The following is a 17,576-nucleotide window of genomic DNA, read 5'->3' as shown; positions in this document are numbered from 1 at the left end:
GTTACGCACCACCGCTCGACCCCGTTTCCCGAGCGTCTGTCCGTACCGATGCCGCCAGGGAGCCCCTTTGGAACTGCACGCCAACATCGTCGGTGTTCACCTTGTGTTCGAGCGGGCGGGCAGGGTATTGCTCGGGCTGCGCTCCCCCGACTCCGCCTACGCCCCCGCCACCTGGCACCTTCCGGCCGGTCATCTCGAACGCGAATCGGCCACGGCGTGTGCCGTGCGCGAGGCGGGCGAGGAGCTCGGCGTCACCATCCACGAGCAGGACCTCCGGCTCGTCCACATCGTCCACCATCGGGACGGCGGCGACGGCAGGGCCCGGATGCAGCTCCTCTTCCACGTCCTCGACTACGCCGGCACCCCGGCCATCCGCGAACCCGATCGCTGCACCGCCCTGGAGTGGTGGCCGTACGCTGCCCTCCCCTCCCCGCTCGTCGACTACACCGCCGTCGCGCTCACGGGCATCGCCGCGGGCCGTACGTACACGGAGATGGGATGGGCGGCAGCATGACAAGCCAGAACACCGGCCCCACCACCGGCCCCACCACCGTCACCGCCCCGTCCCCGTCCCCGTCCACGTCCCCGTCCAGGCCGCCGCTGCCCCCTCCCCCGCCCGCGGAGATCAAGTTCGAGGGGAACCCCGGAAAGAATCCCCTGGGCGAGGCCTCCTTCCGGGACATGTGCTCCCGCCTGCCGTCGGTCCTCGCGCACACGACCCGGATGGCGTGGCAGGCCGACCGGCCTGCCGTGCTGCTGCTCCTCGGCTGTCAGCTGCTCGTCGGCGCCGGCGCGGCCGTGCAACTCGCCTTCACCGCCACGGCCATGCAGCCCCTCCTGGGCGGTGGCCCCGCCGCCGACCGGCTGCGCGCGGCGCTGCCCGCCCTGCTCGTCATCGCCCTCGCGGCCGCCGTCACGCGCGTCGCCACCGCGCTCTCCTCGTACGCGGACGGCCGGATCACCCCACGCCTTACCACCGGCGCCGACAGCGCCCTCGTCGAGGCGGTGTGCCGCGCCGAGGCCGCCGCGTACGCGGAACCGGGGTTCGCAGACCGGCAGGAGGCGGCCGAGATGGGCGTGACCCGCAGCCGGATGATGGTGCAGGACGCGACGCGTTTCACGGCCGCCCTGGTCCGCATGGTCACCGCGAGCGGCGTGCTCTCCGTGCTGCATCCGCTGATGTTCCCGCTGCTCGTCCTCGCCGTCGTGCCCGCCGGGGCCGGGGCCGTCCTCTCGGCGCGCGTCACCTACGAGACGCACTACGCCAACGTCGGCGACCGCAACGTACGCCAGATGATGCGGTGGTGGTCGACCACCCCGAAGTTCAGCGACGAGGTGCGGGCCAACGGCATGACCGGGTACCTGGTCCACTGGTACCGCGCCCTGTCCGCCCGGATCGACCGGCGCACCCTGGCCGCCGCGCCCCGGATGCTGCGCATCGTGCTCGCCAGTTCCGCACTGGGCGGGATCTTCCTCGTCGGCGCCTGGGCGGCGCTGGCCTGGCTCGCCGTCACGGGGCGTGTGGACCTGGCCGTCGCGGCCACGGCGGTCGTCGCCGTGCAGACGTCCCTCGCCGCGCTCTCCCAGCTGGTGATCCACGGCGCGGCGATGTTCCACACCGGTCTGTACCTCGCCGACATGCGCTCGTTCCTCGACTTCGCCCGCGAACTCGCCCCCGAGCGCGGCCGGTCGAAGGCTCCCGAGCAGGTGGCGGAGATCCGTGTCGACGAGGCGGTCTATCAATACCCCGGCAAGGAGAAGCCGGCCGTCGACCATGTCTCGCTCACCCTGCGCCGCGGCGAGATCGTGGCCGTCGTCGGCGAGAACGGCTCGGGCAAGTCCACCCTCACGCGTCTGATCACCGGCATCTTCCTCGCCGACAAGGGCCGGGTGACCTGGGACGGAGTCGATCTCGCGACGGCGGACCCGGACTCCGTATGGGCCCGCACCGGTCTGGTCGCGCAGAACTTCGCCCAATGGCCGCTGCGGGCCCGCGAGAACGTGACGCTCGGCCAGCCCCGCACTCTCGACGACGGGCCGGTCTGGGGCGCCGTCGACGCGGTCGGCATGCGCACCGCGATCGAGCAATTGCCGCACGGCCTCGACACCCTGCTGGCCCGTGAACTCTGGGGCGGCTGCGAGCTCTCCGGTGGCCAGTGGCAGCGCCTGGCGTGCTCCCGCGCCCTCTACCGGCGGCCGCCCGTGCTGATCCTCGACGAGCCGACGTCGCAGATGGACGTCCGCGGCGAGCGGGCCGTGCTCGACGCGCTCAGGGCGAGCGCCCCGGACCAGATCACCATCGTCGTCACCCACCAGCTGGAGAACACCAGGGTGGCGGACCGGATCGTCGTGATGCGGCAGGGCCGGATCACGGAACAGGGCCACTACGACGACCTGGCCCACGGAGGGGGCCTGTTCGCGGAGCTGCTCGCCCTTTCGAACGATCGCTGAGGGCCAGCACTACACATAAAGAAAAAATAAGCGCAGAATGGATATGCGCGACGACTATGCCGCGATAGCTCTTCAGGCCTGCTCGAATCAGAGGAGACGAGTCTCATGGCCGACGTCTCACACAGGGGCGACATCACTCATCACCCCGATGTATCCGAGATGCGGGATCGGTACGCCCGCGTGCTCGGCGGTCACGATGTGGCACTCGTGGACGGGCCTGTGTTCCTCACGGGCCTCTTCTGCGCCATATCCCCGTGGACGATCCACTTCGCCGCCAACCAGCCCACCCTCGCGACGCACAACCTGATCATGGGCATCGCGATAGCAGTGCTGGCGGTCGGGTTCACCGTCACCCCGGCCCGGATGTACAGCCTGAGCTGGGCCATGTGCGCCATGGGCGTATGGATGATCGTCTCGCCGTGGGTGGTGGGCGACAGCCCCGACACGGGCGTCATTCTCACCAACGTCATCATCGGCGGTCTCACCTTCGTCCTTGGCCTCGCCTGCACGGGCGCGGCGGCGAAGGAGGGCCGGCAGCCAAGCACACCTTGACGGAGGTCGAGGACTGAACGAAGGCGGCGGCTCCCGGTCGAACACGGCCGGGGGCCGCCGCTCGCCGTCTCAGGCGGCGCGGTGCGCGCGCCCTTGGTGGTCGCGGACGATGGCCGCGTAGCGGTGGCCGCTCCCCTTGACGGTGCGCCGCTGCGTCGCGTAGTCGACGTGGACGAGGCCGAACCGCTTGTCGTAGCCGTAGGCCCACTCGAAGTTGTCGAGCAGCGACCACGCGTAGTACCCGGCGAGCGGCGCGCCCTTGCGGGCGGCGCTCGCGCACGCGGCGAGGTGCCGCACCAGGTAGTCGGCGCGCTCCGGGTCGTCGACCGTGCCGTCGGGCCGTACGACGTCGGGGTAGGCCGAGCCGTTCTCGGTGACGTACAGCTTGCGCGCCCCGTACTCGTGGGTGAGGCGCAGCAGCAGGGTCTCGATGCCCCGCGCGTCGATCTCCCAGTCCATGCCGGTGCGCGGTACACCGTGGCGGCGCACCTGGCGGGCGTGCGGCGCGGGCCCGGTGGGATCGTCGGCGACGGCGGCCGGGAAGTAGTAGTTCAGGCCCAGCCAGTCGAGCGGCCCCGCCATGGTCGCCAAGTCCCCTGCCCGCTCCGGAAGTTCGACCCCGTACACCTCGCGCATGTCGGCGGGGAAGCCGAGGCCGTGCACCGGGTCGAGCCACCAGCGGTTGGTGTGGCCGTCGACGCGCCGGGCGGCCGCGATGTCCTCGGGGCGGTCGGTGGCGGGCTCGACGGTGGAGAGGTTGTTGACGATGCCGATCTGCGCGCGGGGCGCCGCCGCCCGGATCGCCTGCGCCGCCAGGCCGTGCCCGAGCAGCAGATGGTAGGAGGCGCGCACGGCGGCGGTCAGATCGGTCAGGCCGGGCGCCATGCGGCCCTCCAGGTGGCCGATCCAGGCGGAGCAGAGGGGTTCATTGAGGGTGGCCCACTGCGTGACGCGGTCGCCGAGACGGGCGGCGGCCACGGACGCGTACGCCGCGAAGTGCTCGGCGGTCTCGCGCTCCGGCCAGCCGCCGCGGTCCTGCAGGACCTGCGGCAGGTCCCAGTGGTAGAGGGTCACGGACGGGGTGATGCCCGCGTCGAGCAGCCCGTCGATCAACTGGTCGTAGAAGTCGAGGCCCTTGGCGTTGACCGGACCGTCGCCGCCGGGCACTATGCGCGGCCAGGCCAGGGACAACCGGTAGGCGTTGGTGCCCAGTTGCCTCATGAGGGCGATGTCCTCGCGCCAGCGGTGGTAGTGGTCGCAGGCCGTGTCGCCGTGATCGTCGTTGTCGATCTTTCCGGGGGTGTGCGAGAAGGTGTCCCAGATCGACGGGGAGCGACCGTCCCGCGCGACGGCTCCTTCGATCTGGTACGCCGATGTGGCCGTGCCCCACGCGAAGTCGTGCGGGAGTGCGGCGAGGTCGATGAGGTGGGACGGAGACGACACGGACGACACGGACGTCCTCTCAGACGTAGAGGGATGGGTCACTTGACGGCTCCGGCGGTCAGGCCGGCCACCAGATAGCGCTGGAGCAGCAGGAACCCCGCGACCACGGGCACGCTGACGACGAGCGACGCGGCCATGATCTGGTTCCAGTAGACGTCGTTCTGGGTGGAGTAGCCCTGCAGGCCGATGGCGAGGGTGCGGGTGGTGTCGTTCGTCATGACGGAGGCGAAGAGCACTTCTCCCCAGGCGGTCATGAAGGCGTAGACCGCGACCGCGACGATGCCGGGGATCGCGGCGGGGACGACGACGCGGAAGAGCGCGCCGAGCGGCCCTCAGCCGTCCACGAGGGCCGCCTCGTCCAGGTCGCGCGGCACCGAGTCGAAGTACCCGATGAGCATCCAGATCGAGAACGGCAGCGAGAAGGTGAGATAGGTGAGGATGAGTCCGGCGCGTGAGCCGAACAGGGCGATCCCGGTGGCGTTGCCGATGTTCACGTACATGAGGAACAGCGGCAGCAGGAACAGGATGCCGGGGAACATCTGTGTCGACAGGACGGTCACCGTGAAGACGCGTTTGCCGCGGAACCGGTAGCGGCTGACGGCATAGGCGGCGAAGACGGCGATCACCACCGAGCAGACGGTGGCAGCGCCCGCCACGATCAGCGAGTTCATGAAGTACTTCGCCAGCGGGACGGTCTTCCAGATGTCGATGTACGGGCGGATCGTGAGCCCGCTGGGCAGCCAGCGGAACTTGCCCGACACGTCTTCGAGCGGCTTGAGCGAGCTGGACACCATCACGAACACCGGAAGCAGCACGAACCCGGTGAGCAGGGTCAGGAAGATCCGCCGGGACCAGAGGAACGAGCGGGGCGGCGCCATCGGTGACCGGACGCTATGCATGGACCGACTTCCTCTCGCGTGACGTGACCCGCAGATAGACGCCCGTCACCGCGAGCAGGAACAGGAGCAGCAGGACCGACATGGCAGAGCCGGAGCCGAAGTTCCAGGTGGCGAACGACGATTGGTAGATGTGGATCGAGACGAGGTCAGCCGCCTCGGGCGCCGCCCTGCCGAACAGGACGAACGGCGTGTTGAAGTCGTTGAACGTCCAGAGGAAGAGGACCAGGACGAGCACCTGGTTGACGGGACGGAGCGAGGGCAGCGTGATGCGGCGGATCTGCTGCCACACCCCGGCGCCGTCGAGGGCGGCGGCCTCGTACATCTCGCGGGGGATGTTCTGCAGGCCGGCCATCATGATGAGGAAGGCGAACGGCCAGCCCTTCCACACCGACACGGTGAGCAGCGCGACGAAGCTGTTGTCGCCGATGAGCCAGAACGTGGCGCTGTCGGTGAGGCCGAGCTGGTCGTGCAGGACGTGGTTGATCAGGCCGTTGTCGCGCTGGAACATGAAGCCCCAGGTGATCACGGCGGCGTACACCGGCAGTGCGTACGGCACGAGGAAGAGCGCACGCAGCACGCCCCTGCCCGGGAACGTCTCCTGCAGATAGATCGCGGTGGCCGTGCCCAGGAGCCAGCACAGGCCGACCGAGAGCAGGGTGAAGGCGCAGGTCACCAGGAACGAGTGGAGCAGCGCCTGCCCGACGGGCGCGTCGAAGTCGACGGCGACCTTGTAGTTGTCCAGGCCCGACCAGGGCGCGGCGCCCCAGTCGCGGATGAAGAACTGGGTGAGTTCCTTGAAGCTCATCACGATGCCGGTGACGATCGGCAGCAGATGGACGAGGATTTCGAGGAGGAGGGCGGGGAGCAGCAGGAGGTACGGGAGTCCGATGCGGCGCAGGCGTCCGGGCCTGCGGCGGCGCGGCCCTGTCGCAGCGCTCACTGCTGTGACATCTGCTGCTGGGCCTTGGCCAGTTCGGCCTTCACCGATGCCGTGGTCACCTCGCGTCCTGCCGCGGCGTGCGCGAAGAGGTTCTTGACGGCGGTGCCGACCGCGGTCTCGAACTGCGACTCGTCGGGCACCTGGGGCAGCGGCGCGGCGCTCTTGGCCAAGGTGTCGCGCAGGACCTTCAGTTCGGGGCGGTCGAAGGCGGGGTCCTGCTGTGCGGCCTTGACGGGCGGTACGGAGCCGTAGGCGGCGCAGAGGATCTTCTGCTCCGCGTCGCTCGTCATGAACTTCACGAACTTCAGTGAGCCGTCGATGTTCTTGGTGTTCTTGAACACGGCCATGTTGATGCCCGCGACCATCGAGTTGGTGGCCTTGCCCTGCCCGGGAGCGCCGGAGGTGACCGGCACGGGCGCCACGCCCCACTCTTTGTCGCTCATGCCCTGCGACTTGAAGGTGGTGGCCGCGGCCTGCCACAGGACCATCGCCGTCTTGTCCTTGGCGAAGTCGCTCAGCGACTGGTTCTGCGCGTACTCGGCGTTGCCGGGGGCGATGACCTTGTCCTTGGCCATCAGGTCGACGTACTGCTGCACGGCCGCGACCGCGCCGTCGGAGGTGAAGTCGGGTTTGCCGTCCGCGGTGAAGAAGTCTGCGCCGTGCTGTTTGCCGAGGACGAAGATCTGGTGGATGTTGTTGGCCAGGTTCGCGCCCTCTGCTCCCAGGGCCCAATTCCCGTCCTTGGAGAGCTTCTTGCCGTCGGCGACCAGTTCGTCCCAGGTGGCGGGCGGCCCGTCGATCCCGGCCTCCGCGAACATCTTTTTGTTGTAGTAGAGGGCGTACGCCATGGAGTAGAGCGGCACGGCCGCCGGGTCCTTGTCCGGTGCCCCGGCCGAGCCGAGCGCGGACTCGACGAACCGGTCCTTGCCGCCGATCTTCGCGAAGTTCTTCTCGTCCCAGGGCAGCAGGGCACCGCCGGCCTGGAGCGACGCGCTCCAGGTGTTGCCGATGTTCAGTACGTCGGGGCCCTGGCCCGAAGTCGTCGCGGTGAGGATCCGGGTGAGCAGCTCCGACCAGGGGATGACCTCGAGTTTCACCTTGATGCCCGTCTGCTTCTCGAACTTGTCGAGCTCGGGCCCGAGGATCTTCTTGTCCGCTTCGAGGTTGGGGCCCTGATTCGACGCCCAGTACGTCAGGGTCTTCGGCGAGTCGTTGGATCCGGCACCGCCCGTCGACGTACCTCCGCCGCAGGCGGACGCGGCGAGGGCGAGCGCGAGGGTGGCGGCGCCGGCGGCGGGCGCTCGGAATCTGCTCATGTCTCCAGGTGTCCCTTCCGGAGGGAGTCATGAGGCGAAGGGCCCGGGGCCGGGTCGGGCGGGCCCCGTGTTCACCTTCTGAATGACCTCATGACTTAATTTAGGACGTGAGTTAAACCGGCGGGGAAGATAGCGTCAAGAGGTCGCACAGGACCAAGTTCGAGGCAGAGCAGGCCGGAAGGAACCACATGGCAGGGCAGCGCAACGGGCGTACGGTGCACGACCTGCGGCGGGAGAACCGCGCCGCCGTGCTGCGGCGGCTGTACTTCGACGGGCCGATGAGCCGCTTCACGCTCGGGCCCGCCACCGGGCTGAGTTCAGGTTCCATCAGCAATGTCGTGGCCGAGCTGGTGGCGGAGGGCCTCGTGGAGGAGGCGGGCAGCGTGGAGTCCGACGGCGGCCGGCCCCGCACCCTGCTGCGCGTCGCCCCGGACCGCGGCCGGCTGATCGGTGTGGACGTCGGCGAGACCCGGGTCCGCGTAGAGCTCTTCGACCTGTCGCTCTCCGAACTCGCCCGTGTTGAGCGGCCGTTGACCCTGAAGGGCCACGACGTGGAAGGCGTCGCGGGACTCATCAGGGACGGGATCACCGAGGTCATCGGCGCGGCGGGCGGCTCGGACGACGCCGTCATCGGCGTCGGGATCGGCGTACCGGGAATCGTCGCGCGCGACCCCGAACTCGGCGCGGTGGTGCACGGGCAGACCATCGGCTGGGACGCGGTCCCGCTGGAGTCGCTGCTGCGCGATACGGGTCAACTCCCCGATTCTGTCCCGTACTTCATCGACAACGGCGCCAAGACGCTGGGCCAGGCGGAGATGTGGTTCGGCGCCGGGCGCGGCACGCGCAACGCGGTGGTGGTCCTCTTCGGCTCCGGTGTGGGCGCGTGCGTGGTGACCGAGGACGCGAAGCAGGGCCGCGCCGTCGAGTGGGGACACCTCACGGTGCGGGTCCGTGGCAGACGGTGCCGGTGCGGGGCGCTGGGCTGCCTTGAGGCGTACGCGGGGGCGGAGGCGCTGCTCGAGCGGTGGCAGGAGGCGGGCGGGCGGCCGCCCCGGGGCTCCGACGAGGAGGGCGCGCTCACCGCCATGCTCGGCGCCGCCTACCCGGAGGGCGACCACGCGGCCGACCCTACGGCCCTGGCCGTCCTTGAGGAGACCGCCGAGTACTTGGGAGCGGGCCTCTCCGACCTGATCAACCTCTTCCAGCCCGAGCGCATCCTGGTCGGCGGCTGGGCCGGACTCCAGCTCGGGCAGCGCTTCCTCACGGCGGTCGAGCACCACATCCCCACCTACGCCCTGGCCTACCCCGCGGACCGGGTCACCATCGGGCTCGGCCGCCTCGGCCCCGACGCGGTGACCGTCGGGGCGGCGACGCTTCCGCTGGCCGACTTCTTCGCCCGGGGCGGCCGCCGCGCGGCGCCGGCCCCCGAGGCGGCGGCACCGGCCTGGCAGACGGCGCTGGAGGGGCGAACGCCCAAGTGACAGGGCTTTCGGCGCCCTTGGGACCGGCCCATTCGGGTCGTTCTGGGCGTCACCGGGCGCGCGGACGCCGCCGCCGTCCGGCGTTTCGGGTAACGGTGGCCTGGCCCGGATCACTTGACGGTGCCCTCACCCCGCTCACCTGACGGTGGCCCGGCCCCGACCATTTCGACAGGAGAACCGCAGTGCGACCTCACCGCGCCCTGGCCTCGACCCTCACCGCTCCGGACACCGCCGGTGCGGCCGCCCTCGACGACACGGACTACGCGGCCGAGTCGAACGGCTGCCTGGTGCAGGCCGCGGCCATCAGCGGCACCCTGCGCGGTGCGAGCGATCCGTTGACCACGCGGGTGGACCTGGCGAACCTGTTCGTCGGCACCGTCGAGGTCCACCTCAAGAACGGCGGCGAGGTGTGGGCCTCCTGCCACGGCAAGGTCCCGCTCGGAAAGGCCGGCTGGGAACGGCGTGCGGGCAGGCTCGGCCAGCCGATCGAGCCCTGACGCGCCGTCAACACATGACTTCGTCGCTCGACCACGCCGCCGCCCGGCTCTTCCCCGACGACCCCGAGCACCACGGCGTGCTGCCCCCGCTGCTCGTCGTGCTGACCTTCGTCACCGGCCTTGTGGACGCCGTCAGTTATCTGGGCCTCGACCACGTCTTCGTCGCCAACATGACCGGGAACGTGGTCTTCCTCGGGTTCGCGCTCGCGGGCTACGCCCAGTTGTCCGCCACCGCGTCGCTCCTCGCGGGCGGCGCGTTCGTGGCGGGCGCGTGGGCGGGAGGGCGGCTCGCGCCGCGGGTCGCGGACCGGGTGCGGCTGTTCGCGGTGCTCGTCGCGGCACACGCCGCGCTGGTCGCGGCGGCCCTGGTGACCAGCGTCGCCGTCGACGTCGATCACGTACTGATCGCGCTCCTGGCTCTGGGGATGGGCCTGCAGAACGCGGTCGTGCACCGCATCGCCGTCCCGGATCTGACCACCACGGTCCTCACCCGCACCCTGACCGCCCTCGCCTCCGACCGTCCCGGCCCTGCGACCCTGCGCCGATCCCTCTCCGTCGCCGCGATGTTCGCCGGCGCCCTGACGGGCGGTCTGCTGCAACTCGACCACGGCACACCGGCGGCGCTCGCGCCCGCCCTCGCCCTGCTCACCGTCGTCGCACTGGCGGCGGCTCTTGCCCCGCGTACCCGCCGCTAGGAAGCCTCGTTCTCCTCGACGAGCCGGGCGAGGTTGGCCAGGGCCATGCGGGTGCCCGTCTCGTTGTCGGCCGCCGGGATCGCGTCAGGGATCCCCTCGTGCACGATCACCACATCGGTGCCGCCGTCCGCGCCGTCGGTGAGCGTCGTCGTCATCGTCATGGTGCCGCGCAGTGCGGGATCCTCGGCCTCGAACGCGAGGATCTCGACCACCCGCTCGTCCGGGACGAGTTCGGCGAAGTGGCCGTGGTACGTGTCGGTGTGCGAGGCCGACTTGCCGGCGCCGTCCGGAGCGTCGTAGGTGAGCGACACCCGGAACTCGCCTCCCTCGCGGGCGTCGAACGCGTGCACCTTACTCGTCATGCCGCTCGGCACCCGCCATCGAGCGATGGCGTCCGCGTCCACGAGCGCCTGGTAGACCGCCGGGCGCGAGGCGTTCACGTGGTGGGAGATCCGCGTCGCGTACATACGCGTCAACGTAGCAAGCGAGGGCGGCGTGATTCGGGCATCGCGCCCCGTTCTGTACCGCTGCGCGCGGGGCGTGAGTGCCGGGGTGAGGGGCGAGGGGGCGGCGGAGGCCGGGCAGGCGCCAATTGTTCGCAGGCCCCGGCCGGGCTGGTGGGAGTGCGGTGGCCTCGGGGGCGCGGACCCGGCCGCTCGCGGTGAGGTGCGGGAGCGAGCCGATGCCCTGTGTGCCGTGCGGGATGTGAGAGGCCGTCAGCCGACGGGATCGGTCCGCCGTTGACCGGCCCGGCGGCCTCCCCGCCCGGTCGGCGCAAAAGGCTCATTGCGGCACTTGTCAGGCGGCAGTAGAAGGGGCATTGACCCTAAACGTTGCGGCCGCGGCGTCCTCAAAAGCATCACAGCGCAGCTCTGCACATCACAGCTCGTACATCGCAGCTCTGAGAGAAGCCGGGTGATCCAGAATGGCGCAAGATCCACACACCGCAGTGACGAACGAGCCGGACGACGGTGCGGTATCACTGGCCCCTGAGCAGGAAGCGATCCTGCAGCCGCCGTCCGAGGGCACGCAGGGCGAGACGCAGCACCCGACGGGCGAGGGGCTCGAGCACATCGAGGGCTACCGCCGGCCGGAACACTTCGCGCCCGAGGCCTGGACGGCCCCGACCGCGACGCTGCCCGACATCGGGGAGGCGTCGTTCGGTCCGCCGCCGCTGGCCCCCGAGACGGTGCACGGCCCCGATGACCGCGTACAGATCAACAACACCAGCGTCTACCCGTGGCGCGTCCATTGCTACCTGCTGATCACCGCCCGCGACAACGCGCTCTACCAGGGCACCGGCTGGCTGCTCGGACCGCACACGCTGGCCACCGCCGGGCACGTGGTCTACATCAAGGGCAGTGGAGTGGCGGGCCGCGACGGCTGGGTGAAGAGCATCCAGGTCATGCCGGGCCGCAACGGCGCGTCACTGCCGTACGGCAGCATCACCTGCACGAGCTTCCGCTCGGTGCTCGGCTGGACGCAGAACGGCGACGAGAACTTCGACTACGGCGCCATCGTCACACCCTCCAACATCGGCTCCACCACGGGCTGGTTCGGCTTCGGCGTATGGTCGGACTCGGATCTGCTCAAGACCACCGGCAACATCGCCGGCTATCCGGGCGACAAGCCCGGCGGGACCATGTGGTACGCGGCACGCGGGATCGACTCGGTCGCCCCGCGCAAGGTGTACTACGACATCGACACCGCCGGTGGCCAGAGCGGCAGCTCCGTCTACCGCATCGACAGCAACGGCCGCTACGGCTTCGCGATACACGCCTACGGCGGATCCCGGGTGAACTCGGGTACCCGGTTCACCACCCCCGTCTTCAACAACTACGTGGCATGGAAGGCATGAGCGAAGGCCTATGAGCGGCAGCGGTTCGGCAGTACAGATCATCGGCGTCGTCCGCGACGCCTCGGGCGCGCCGGTGGCGGGTGCTCATGTCCTGTTCACCAGCGGGCCCCGGCCGCTGCCGGACATCGCTGCCTTGACGGACACCGAGGGACGCTTCTTCCTCACCGCGCCCGCCGCGGGCGCGTACACGCTCACGTGCCGGGCGGACCCGATCATGGGCCCGCCCGGCACCGCCGATGCCACCGTCCGGGTCGGCGCGACCACCGGGGGCGCCGTCGCCGAGCCGGTACGGGTCGAGCTGACAATCGGCTAGGCACCTCTCCTGGAGACCTCGCCGCGCCCTATTTCAGATACGAGCCGTCCACGCCTACCTTGCCCGGAGCCGGATTGCCCGGCAGGTCGAGCACGTAGGCGCGCAGGTTGCCCTTGCCGGGAGCGGCGACGGACAGCTTGCCGTCGGTGACGGTCTTCTTGTCGCCCGTGACGGCGTCGGTGTACGTGCCGTCGGGGATGCCGCTGTAGGTCGCGGCGCCGGAGACGGTGACCAGGGCGAAGCTGTCGGCCGGGCCCGACGTGTAGCGGCGCTTGTACGCCATCTGGCCGCCGATGCCCTCGGTCGAGTACTGGCCCGACTGGAGCGCGGGCACCGCCCTGCGGATCTGGTTGAGCCGCTGGACGTGTTTGACCAAGGGCTGCTCCAGGGTCTTGGCGACCTCGCCGCTCGCGCTGTCGACCGTGCCGAACTCCGAGGCGGTGACGCTCCCTTGGAGGTGGCCGCCGTAGTAGGCGCGGCCCGTGGTCGCCAGCGGGCACTTGGGGCCGCAGTCGATCTGCTTGCCCTTCTGGAACTCGATCTCCGAGCCGTAGTAGAGGGTCGGGATGCCGCGGAAGGTCCACATCAGGGCCATGTTCTCGGCCCAGGCGTCGGCGCCGCCCGCGCGGCGGGTCACGGGGGCCGCTGGGCCCCCTCGTTCAGCCCCGCTCAAAGACGGCGACCGTCCGTGCGGGGACGCTGAAGGTTCCTGAACTCGGGTCGTACGAAGATGACTTGACCACCGGGTCGGCGCCCTTCGCCTGGACCGGGTGCAGGGCGTACGCGGTGTCCTTGTGCGCTGCGACCCGCTGGGACTGCGCCTCAGGAGTGGCGTTGAAGACGATCACCAGGTCGCCGAGCTCCATGGTGATGACGCCGGGTGTCTCGGCGGAGGTCCCGGAGAGCGGGAAGGAGAGACGGGACTGGACCTGGTCGGCGGTTGCCAGGGAGAACGCGGGCTCGGTCGCGCGCAGCTTCACCAGGTCCTGGTACGCGGCCGACGCCCCGTTGATCTCCGCGCACCCCGGGGTCAGGGTGCCGGATGTCAACAGGGGCTTTCCGTAAGGCCACTTGTCCTTGTTGTCGGCGGCCGGGGGCAGTCCGCGTCCGAAGCCGTTGCCGTCCTGGCAGTTCCAGTGGATGGCGTTGAACCAGTCCCCGCTGTCGTAGGAGTTCCGGTCGAGGGACTTGGAGCGCAGCAGGTCGCTTCCGGCCTGGGAGAGGGAAGGGCCTTGGGCGAGGGTCGCGGTGGCCATCGCGAGCACCTGCATGCGGGAGCGCTCGGCCGCCGTGGTGTCCGCCGGGAGCTTGAAGGCGAGCGCGTCGTACAGCGATTCGTTGTCGTGGGCGTCGGCGTAGGAGAGGGCGTCGCCGGGGGCGGCCGCGTATCCGGCCGGGGCGCCGTTGTAGTCGACCTCCGAGCCCTGCACGCGGCGGCCGGCGGAGTCGGTGAAGGTGTACCCGGCCAGGTTGCCGGTGAGGGCCACCTTGAGGAGGTCCTGGTAGCGCAGGAGGCGGGCCTTCTGCTCGGCCGGAGTGCCGTTGGCCTTCGAGGAGTTGGGGTCGGTGTAGAGGCCGCTCGCGAACCCTTGGACGCCCGGGTCCTCGTCGAAGGGGCCGCCGCCGCGCACCGCGTCACGGCCCCGGTCGGAGAAGGTGGCGATGCCCGTGCCCGCCATGTTCTTCTGGGTGGCCTGCACGAAGCGGGCGTCGTCGGCGATCTCTCCGAAGTTCCAGCCCTCCCCGTAGAGCACGATCTTCTTTCCGTCGACGCCGTCCTTCTCCAAGGTCAGCGCGTCGACGGCCTTGCGGACGGCGAGGATGTTGGCCTTGGGGTGGTGGCCCATCAGGTCGAAGCGGAAGCCGTCGACCTTGTACTCCTTGGCCCAAGTGACCATCGAGTCGACGACGAGCTTGCCCATCATGGCGTTCTCTGGCGCGGTGTTGGCGCAGCAGGTGGAGGTCGCGACGGTCCCGTCGGCGAGCAGCCGCTGGTAGTAGCCGGGCACGATCTTGTCGAGTACGGACTTGTCGGCCTGGCCGGAGGCGACCGTGTGGTTGTAGACGACGTCCATCACGGTGCGCAGACCGGAGCCGTTCAGGCCCTGGACCATCCGCCGGAACTCGACCGTGCGCCGGGTGCCTTCCGGGTCGCTGGCGTAGCTGCCTTCCGGCACGGTGTAGTGCAGCGGGTCGTAGCCCCAGTTGTAGGCGTCCTTGGCGGCGGTCTTGGTGATGCACGCCTGCTGCTCGTCGGAGTCCGGTGCGAGTGCCGTCAAGTCGCAGTCGGGGGTGGCCTGTTCGGCGGCGCGCTCCGGGATGGTGCCGATGTCGAACGCGGGCAGAAGGTGCACGTACGACGTGCCCGCGCCGGCCAGCTTCCGCAGGTGCTTCATGCCGTCGGACGCGGTGTCCGTGAACGCCAGGTACTTGCCGGGATGCTTGGCCGTGCGGTCCTCCACGGAGAAGTCCCGGATGTGCAGCTCCTGGATCTGCGCGTCCCGCAGCGGCGTCGCCTTCGGCTTCTTCAGCCGATCCCATCCCGCGGGGGCGAGCTTCGGGTCGCCGAGGTCGACGGCGATGCTGCGCTCCGAGTTCGCGGTGAGCGCGGTGGAGTAGGGGTCGGTCACCTTGTTCGTGACGACCTTCTGGACGCTGGGCGCCCACACCTTCACCACGTACCGGTACGGCTTGCCCGACCAGCTGTCGGCGCCGGTGACGGACCAGACCCCGCTCGCGTCGTCGCGCCGCATCGGCACGCTCTTGCCGTCGAGTTCGAGGGCGACGGACTGGGCGGTGGGGGCCCACACGGCGAGGGTGGTACGGCCCTGGCGGAACTGCGGGCCGAGGGTGGCCTTGGTCGCGGCCGCGCTGTAGAGGTCGTCGAGGACACCCTGGGTCTGTACGCCGGTGGCGGCGAGGAGCTTGCCGTCGGCGTCGCTGCGGGTGGCGACGAGCTGGCCGGTGAGCGCCCTGCGGACACGGTCGCGGTCGCGCGGGTCGACGGTGAACGCCGCGTACGCCTTCAGGTGCGGGTACTTCTTCTTCTGGGCGTCGGTGAGGCCGCCTTCGGCCGGGGTCAGGCGTATGCGCTGCCCCTCACCGGAGAGCTTGCCGTCCTTCACCGTGAGTCGCCCGTCGCGCGAGTACGCCAACTCCTGGGTGGCGGCCTCTCCTTGGACGTCCCAGGCGAGGGTGTTCCGGTCGATCCACTGGGCCTTGGACTTGGCCAGGTCGACCTCGGCTGCCGCGTCGGCGGCGGCGACCGACACCCGGGGAACTGCGGCCACCGAGGAGGTGAGGGGCGCGACCGCGGCGAGCAGGGCGAGAGCCGTGGTGACGACGGTGCGGCGCGGGGAGCCGGTCAAGGGTGCTTCTCCTTTGTGCGGAAAGTGCGGAAAGTGCGGCCGCCCGGCGGCGGGGAGGAGCCGGGCGGCCCGATTTATGGGGGGGGGAGAGTGCGGGTGCCGTGTGACGGCACTCAGCAGCTCTTGGCCCCGGTGTGCAGGGCGAGGGCGGTGTTCGCCGCCACGGTGGCCGTGAACCGGCCGGAGGCGTCCACCGTGACGCTCTTGCCGCTCTGGACATCGCAGTAGCTGCCCGCTGCGAGAGACGTCTGGAAGGTCTGGCCGACCGATGAGCCCTCGTGGTTGATGACCACGTACGCCTTGTCGCCGCGGCCGAACGCGATGGCGTTGTTGCCGTTGTCCCACCAGTTGGTCATTCCTGTTCCGCTCGCGGTGTTGCGGAACTTGACCATGCTGCGGATCTCGGGCCAGGCGTGCTGGCACTTCCAGCCGTCGCTGTAACAGGCGTTCACCTGGCCGCCGTTGGGCGATCCCGCGTCACTGCTGCTGAACTCGTAGCCGGAGTGCACGTCCGGACTGCCGTAGGGCAGGGCCAGCATGAAGACGTGGGCGAGGGTGTAGTTCGCGCCGTCCTTGTAGCTGAGGGTCTGGCCGTGGCGCTCGGTGTCGTGGTTGGCGACGAAGACCGCGGAGGAGCCGCTGGACATGTAGCCCCAGCCCTCGCCGAAGTTCTTCAGGTAGGCGAGCTTCTCGTTGTTGAAGACGCGCTTGAGGTCCCAGCCATAGCGGAACTCCTGGGCGTCGCCGGTGGCGGTGTACTCACTCGGGGAGACCGCCTCGCCCGCGCCGTAGATCGTCTCCTGCTTCCAGTGGACGCCGGGGTTGCTCAGCCGGGACTTGATGTTCTTCAGGTCGTCCACGGGGATGTGCTTGGCCGCGTCGACCCGGAAGCCGTCGACGCCCAGGGACAGCAGGTCGTTGAGGTAACCCGCGATCCGTCCCCGGACGTACTCCTCACCGGTGTCGAGGTCGGCGAGTCCGCCCAGTTCGCAGTTCTGGACGTTCCAGCGGTCCTGGTAATTGCTGATGTCCGCCCGGCAGTTGTCCATGTCGAAGACCGAATACGTGCCCGGGTAGTCGTACTTGGTGAAGGCGGATCCCGCCGAGCCGGTGCCCGAGGCGTTCGTCATGTGGTTGATCACCGCGTCGGCGACGACCTTGACCCCCGCGGAGTGGCAAGTGTCGACCATGTTCTTGAACGCGGCCCGGTCACCGAGCCGGGTGCCGATCTGGTAGCTGACCGGCTGGTACGCGGCCCACCAGGCGTCGCCCTGGATGCGCTCCTGGGGCGGCGAGACCTGCACATGGCCGTAGCCGTCCGGGCCGAGGCGATCCGTGCACTCCTTGGCCACGGAGGCGAACTTCCACTCGAAGAGGACCGCGGTGACGTCCTTGCCGCCGGGCGGGGCGGCCTGCGCCGGCGACGACCCGCCGACGATGCCGAAGGCGGCTCCCGCCACCAGGGCGAGCACGCCGGCCATCGGTCTGCGGGATCTGGTCTTCCGGACAGCCATGAAGGGCCTCCTGCAGCAGAGAGGGATGACCTTGTCCGGCAACGCGCCGTGCCCGTAAGGCCGTTGAAGGATGTTGCAGAAATATTTCAACGCCGTTTTCGGTCGAGACCGTACGACTCCCATGGACCCCGGTCAACCCTCTGGACGCACTCTCGCCCCGGGCCCGGCATCTCTGGGGGTTCCATGAGCCTTCATGGGCCTTCATGGACCTTCAATGGGTCGCAAGACCTTACGCAAGTGATTGCGACG

General features: G+C 69.9%; 13 protein-coding genes and 3 pseudogenes. 8 read left to right on the top strand and 8 right to left on the bottom strand.

Annotated elements, in window-relative coordinates:
* Positions 1-67 precede the first annotated feature (67 nt).
* From OG453_RS36710 to OG453_RS36700, 3 genes are all read left to right on the top strand, one after another.
* Entirely contained in the window at positions 68-514 is a 447-nt protein-coding gene (locus OG453_RS36710; protein ID WP_266872862.1) for an NUDIX domain-containing protein, read from the top strand.
* Complete coding sequence (locus OG453_RS36705) at positions 511-2,451, top strand: ABC transporter ATP-binding protein (protein WP_266872861.1); 1,941 nt, start codon at positions 511-513, stop codon at positions 2,449-2,451. The genes OG453_RS36710 and OG453_RS36705 overlap by 4 nt, the downstream gene beginning before the upstream one ends.
* A gap of 105 nt (positions 2,452-2,556) precedes the next feature.
* On the top strand, positions 2,557-3,003 hold the full coding sequence (locus OG453_RS36700) for an SPW repeat protein (RefSeq protein WP_266872860.1): 447 nt from the start codon (positions 2,557-2,559) through the stop codon (positions 3,001-3,003).
* 69 nt (positions 3,004-3,072) lie between these two features.
* Here OG453_RS36700 and OG453_RS36695 read toward each other — a convergent pair whose 3' ends face one another.
* The 4 genes and pseudogenes from OG453_RS36695 to OG453_RS36680 form a co-directional block, all read right to left on the bottom strand.
* Positions 3,073-4,446: a GH1 family beta-glucosidase gene (locus tag OG453_RS36695; protein WP_266872859.1), complete on the bottom strand. Its 1,374-nt coding sequence runs from the start codon at positions 4,444-4,446 to the stop codon at positions 3,073-3,075.
* Positions 4,447-4,484: 38 nt separating this feature from the next.
* Positions 4,485-5,324: pseudogene (locus OG453_RS36690) on the bottom strand (carbohydrate ABC transporter permease).
* Between the two features lie 13 nt (positions 5,325-5,337).
* Positions 5,338-6,285, bottom strand: a complete 948-nt coding sequence (locus tag OG453_RS36685; RefSeq protein ID WP_266872858.1) for a carbohydrate ABC transporter permease — start codon at positions 6,283-6,285, stop codon at positions 5,338-5,340.
* Complete coding sequence (locus tag OG453_RS36680; RefSeq protein WP_266872857.1) at positions 6,282-7,601, bottom strand: sugar ABC transporter substrate-binding protein; 1,320 nt, start codon at positions 7,599-7,601, stop codon at positions 6,282-6,284. The genes OG453_RS36685 and OG453_RS36680 overlap by 4 nt, the downstream gene beginning before the upstream one ends.
* A 188-nt stretch (positions 7,602-7,789) precedes the next feature.
* Between OG453_RS36680 and OG453_RS36675 the strand changes: the two genes are divergently transcribed.
* The 3 genes from OG453_RS36675 (at position 7,790) to OG453_RS36665 (ending at position 10,274) form a co-directional block, all read left to right on the top strand.
* The gene (locus OG453_RS36675; protein WP_266872856.1) at positions 7,790-9,082 is read left to right on the top strand and encodes an ROK family transcriptional regulator; all 1,293 of its coding nucleotides are present in this window, start codon (positions 7,790-7,792) and stop codon (positions 9,080-9,082) included.
* Between the two features lie 182 nt (positions 9,083-9,264).
* A complete protein-coding gene (locus OG453_RS36670) occupies positions 9,265-9,579 on the top strand; it encodes a hypothetical protein (RefSeq protein WP_266872855.1) in 315 nt (104 codons plus the stop codon).
* A gap of 14 nt (positions 9,580-9,593) precedes the next feature.
* Complete coding sequence (locus tag OG453_RS36665) at positions 9,594-10,274, top strand: YoaK family protein (RefSeq protein WP_266872854.1); 681 nt, start codon at positions 9,594-9,596, stop codon at positions 10,272-10,274.
* Here the strand turns inward: OG453_RS36665 and OG453_RS36660 are convergent.
* Positions 10,271-10,741, bottom strand: coding sequence for an SRPBCC domain-containing protein (locus OG453_RS36660; protein ID WP_266872853.1), 471 nt, complete (start codon positions 10,739-10,741; stop codon positions 10,271-10,273). The two genes, OG453_RS36665 and OG453_RS36660, sit on opposite strands and share 4 nt — an antisense overlap.
* Before the next feature lie 458 nt (positions 10,742-11,199).
* Between OG453_RS36660 and OG453_RS36655 the strand changes: the two genes are divergently transcribed.
* On the top strand, positions 11,200-12,132 hold the full coding sequence (locus tag OG453_RS36655) for a serine protease (RefSeq protein ID WP_266872852.1): 933 nt from the start codon (positions 11,200-11,202) through the stop codon (positions 12,130-12,132).
* 10 nt (positions 12,133-12,142) lie between these two features.
* Complete coding sequence (locus tag OG453_RS36650; protein ID WP_266872851.1) at positions 12,143-12,445, top strand: carboxypeptidase-like regulatory domain-containing protein; 303 nt, start codon at positions 12,143-12,145, stop codon at positions 12,443-12,445.
* 28 nt (positions 12,446-12,473) lie between these two features.
* Here OG453_RS36650 and OG453_RS36645 read toward each other — a convergent pair.
* The 3 genes and pseudogenes from OG453_RS36645 to OG453_RS36635 all read right to left on the bottom strand — a co-directional run.
* Positions 12,474-13,070 (bottom strand): annotated as a pseudogene (locus tag OG453_RS36645) (alpha-amylase); the annotation flags it as partial.
* A gap of 34 nt (positions 13,071-13,104) precedes the next feature.
* Positions 13,105-15,813 (bottom strand): pullulanase-type alpha-1,6-glucosidase, encoded by a 2,709-nt coding sequence (gene pulA, locus OG453_RS36640; RefSeq protein WP_323178705.1) that lies wholly within the window; start codon positions 15,811-15,813, stop codon positions 13,105-13,107.
* 116 nt (positions 15,814-15,929) lie between these two features.
* Positions 15,930-17,327 (bottom strand): annotated as a pseudogene (locus OG453_RS36635) (alpha-amylase family protein); the annotation flags it as partial.
* Positions 17,328-17,576: the final 249 nt, after the last annotated feature.

Source organism: Streptomyces sp. NBC_01381 (genome assembly GCF_026340305.1).
Lineage (GTDB): Bacteria > Actinomycetota > Actinomycetes > Streptomycetales > Streptomycetaceae > Streptomyces.
Note: the sequence above shows the minus strand (reverse complement) of the source record. Positions and strands in the feature narration are given on the sequence as shown.

Coding starts and splice junctions, on each gene's coding strand:
- OG453_RS36705 (WP_266872861.1), top strand. CDS start 511: ATGACAAGCCAGAACACCGGCCCCACCACCGGCCCCACCACCGTCACC.
- OG453_RS36700 (WP_266872860.1), top strand. CDS start 2,557: ATGGCCGACGTCTCACACAGGGGCGACATCACTCATCACCCCGATGTA.
- OG453_RS36680 (WP_266872857.1), bottom strand. CDS start 7,601: ATGAGCAGATTCCGAGCGCCCGCCGCCGGCGCCGCCACCCTCGCGCTC.
- OG453_RS36675 (WP_266872856.1), top strand. CDS start 7,790: ATGGCAGGGCAGCGCAACGGGCGTACGGTGCACGACCTGCGGCGGGAG.
- OG453_RS36665 (WP_266872854.1), top strand. CDS start 9,594: ATGACTTCGTCGCTCGACCACGCCGCCGCCCGGCTCTTCCCCGACGAC.
- OG453_RS36660 (WP_266872853.1), bottom strand. CDS start 10,741: ATGTACGCGACGCGGATCTCCCACCACGTGAACGCCTCGCGCCCGGCG.
- OG453_RS36655 (WP_266872852.1), top strand. CDS start 11,200: ATGGCGCAAGATCCACACACCGCAGTGACGAACGAGCCGGACGACGGT.
- OG453_RS36650 (WP_266872851.1), top strand. CDS start 12,143: ATGAGCGGCAGCGGTTCGGCAGTACAGATCATCGGCGTCGTCCGCGAC.